Consider the following 1,905-nt stretch of genomic DNA (forward strand, 5'->3'; position numbering starts at 1 on the left):
TTGCACGGGAGTGGCGTGGTGTGTGGGATGAATTCGAAGCCCGTGAAACTGAAGCAGAGGTGGCGTGATGTATCAGGTTTTATTTTTCCCAGCAGCGATTCTGTGCGGTTTGTTCATTGTCGGCCTGTGTGATCTTGCGTCCGCATGGCCCTGTATTCCGTCCAGCAATGGTGATTTTCGCATTTAAGCGCTTTGGAGCTTGGGGGACGTATGTCAACAGACGACAAAATACAGCAAACGCTTCAGCGCCGTGAGCAGGTGGCAGAGCTGCACGCTGAGGGTTTCACCATCAGAGAAATGGCGGCATTGCTCGTTTGTGGTGAGACAACGATTCGAAATGATATCAACAAGCTTGGCCTGACCATTCCGAATTACTCTGCGGTCATGAAGCAGCGAGCCGTTGAGCTAAGGCAGCAGGGCAAGACCATCGATGAAATTGCAAAGCTTATTGGTCGTCATCGTTCAACAGTTGTCAGCTACCTGGGGCCATCAAAGCGGAATGAAACACAATCTTCAAAAAGTGAGGTGGTCATTCTTGAGCCTGAGAAGAGCCACCCGTTCGGTTTGGCTAACAGGTTTTTGATGGGGATGGCGGTATGAATAACCCAATTGTTTCAGATGTAGAAATTACAACCGATGCGGAAGGCCGGTTTAACCTGAATGCGTTGCACAAAGCCAGTGGAGCTGAGAAAAAACACGGCCCAAGCTACTGGTTGGCTTTAAATTCTACGATTGCGTTGATTGAGGAGTTAAAAAAGTCAAATACCGAGATTCCGGTATTTAGTTCCAGAGGAAAACACGGGGGTACTTTCGCTCATGAATTGCTGGCAATCAGTTATGCGAGCTGGATCAGTCCTTCATTCCAGCTCAAAGTTAATCAGGTTTTTCTTGATCACAAATCAGGAAAATCCTCTCAGCGAATAGCCAATCCACCAGCAGCCAACCTGCCGGACTTCACCAACCCAGCAGAGGCCGCCCGTGCCTGGGCAGAACAGTTTGAACAGAAAACTCATGCTGAACAGGAAGTGCAGCGCCTGAACCATGTGTGCAACACAGTTGCCCGCCAGTTTGTACCCGGGCTGACAGCACCGCAGTTCTGCAGGCAGCTGAATGGTGTGAATATTCAGCAGGTGAACAACTCACTGGTGAATCGCGGCATCCTGATCCGTGAAAAGCGCGGCCACTCCCCAAGCTCCACGGTTCGTGATAAGTATTTCAAAGGGCACACCATCCCCAACGAAGACGGCCACGTTTCCCATCAGCCCCAGCTCACCCAGAAGGGCGCGCGCTGGCTCTACATTCAGTACCTGAATAACAAACTCCCCATGAAGCAGAGCTGGGACGGCAACCTGACTCACATGGTGTTCACCGAACAGGAGGTGGCGTAATGGCTCACCATGCTTTGCAGCACAAGCGGGTAGACCGTGAATCCCATGAGCAGCGCCTCTGCTTTGAATATATGCGGGTTGTTCACCGTGAGGCGTTCTCTCATGCCTATCACGTGCCCAATGGCGGCCATCGTCACAAGGCCACTGCCGCGAAACTGAAGGCGGAAGGGGTGAAGGCTGGTGTGCCCGATATCAAGGTGGCTTTGGCTCGTGGTGGCTTCTTTGGCTTGTATGTGGAGATGAAAGCCAAGGCTCCACACAGCTCTGCAGTTAGCCCCAAGCAGAAGGAGTGGCTGGCTCGGTTGGCTGGGGCCGGTTACTGCACTCGTATCTGTAAAGGGTATGGGGAGTTTAAGGCGGTGATTGATGAGTACATGAGCTGGCCGGAAACCCAGCCCACCCAATGCCCAGCGGCAAATGACTGAGTATTTCAAGAAAGATAGGGATGGCTACGTTGTCAGCAAACAGCACTGCACAGACAGGACAGTCTACACAGCCTGGACACCCGCAAAAAAAG

The 1,905-nt window shown here is 52.0% G+C and carries 3 protein-coding genes; all 3 read left to right on the forward strand.

Features of this window, described 5'->3' with window-relative positions:
• Positions 1-210 precede the first annotated feature (210 nt).
• From E1189_RS04955 to E1189_RS04965, 3 genes are read left to right on the forward strand one after another with little or no spacing between them, the layout of a single operon-like run.
• Positions 211-600, forward strand: coding sequence for a helix-turn-helix domain-containing protein (locus E1189_RS04955; RefSeq protein ID WP_155158945.1), 390 nt, complete (start codon positions 211-213; stop codon positions 598-600).
• The gene (locus tag E1189_RS04960; protein ID WP_155158946.1) at positions 597-1,388 is read left to right on the forward strand and encodes a KilA-N domain-containing protein; all 792 of its coding nucleotides are present in this window, start codon (positions 597-599) and stop codon (positions 1,386-1,388) included. Before E1189_RS04955 ends, E1189_RS04960 begins: the two co-directional genes overlap by 4 nt.
• Positions 1,388-1,813 carry a VRR-NUC domain-containing protein gene (locus E1189_RS04965; protein WP_155158947.1) on the forward strand — a complete coding sequence of 142 codons (426 nt, stop codon included), beginning with the start codon at positions 1,388-1,390 and terminating at the stop codon, positions 1,811-1,813. The genes E1189_RS04960 and E1189_RS04965 overlap by 1 nt, the downstream gene beginning before the upstream one ends.
• The last annotated feature ends 92 nt before the right edge of the window (positions 1,814-1,905 follow it).

Source organism: Parendozoicomonas verongulae, assembly GCF_009711465.1.
Lineage (GTDB): Bacteria > Pseudomonadota > Gammaproteobacteria > Pseudomonadales > Endozoicomonadaceae > Sansalvadorimonas > Sansalvadorimonas verongulae.

Bases quoted from the DNA above. Each gene is read 5' to 3' on its own strand.
- E1189_RS04955 (WP_155158945.1), top strand. From the start codon at position 211: ATGTCAACAGACGACAAAATACAGCAAACGCTTCAGCGCCGTGAGCAG.
- E1189_RS04965 (WP_155158947.1), top strand. From the start codon at position 1,388: ATGGCTCACCATGCTTTGCAGCACAAGCGGGTAGACCGTGAATCCCAT.
- E1189_RS04960 (WP_155158946.1), top strand. From the start codon at position 597: ATGAATAACCCAATTGTTTCAGATGTAGAAATTACAACCGATGCGGAA.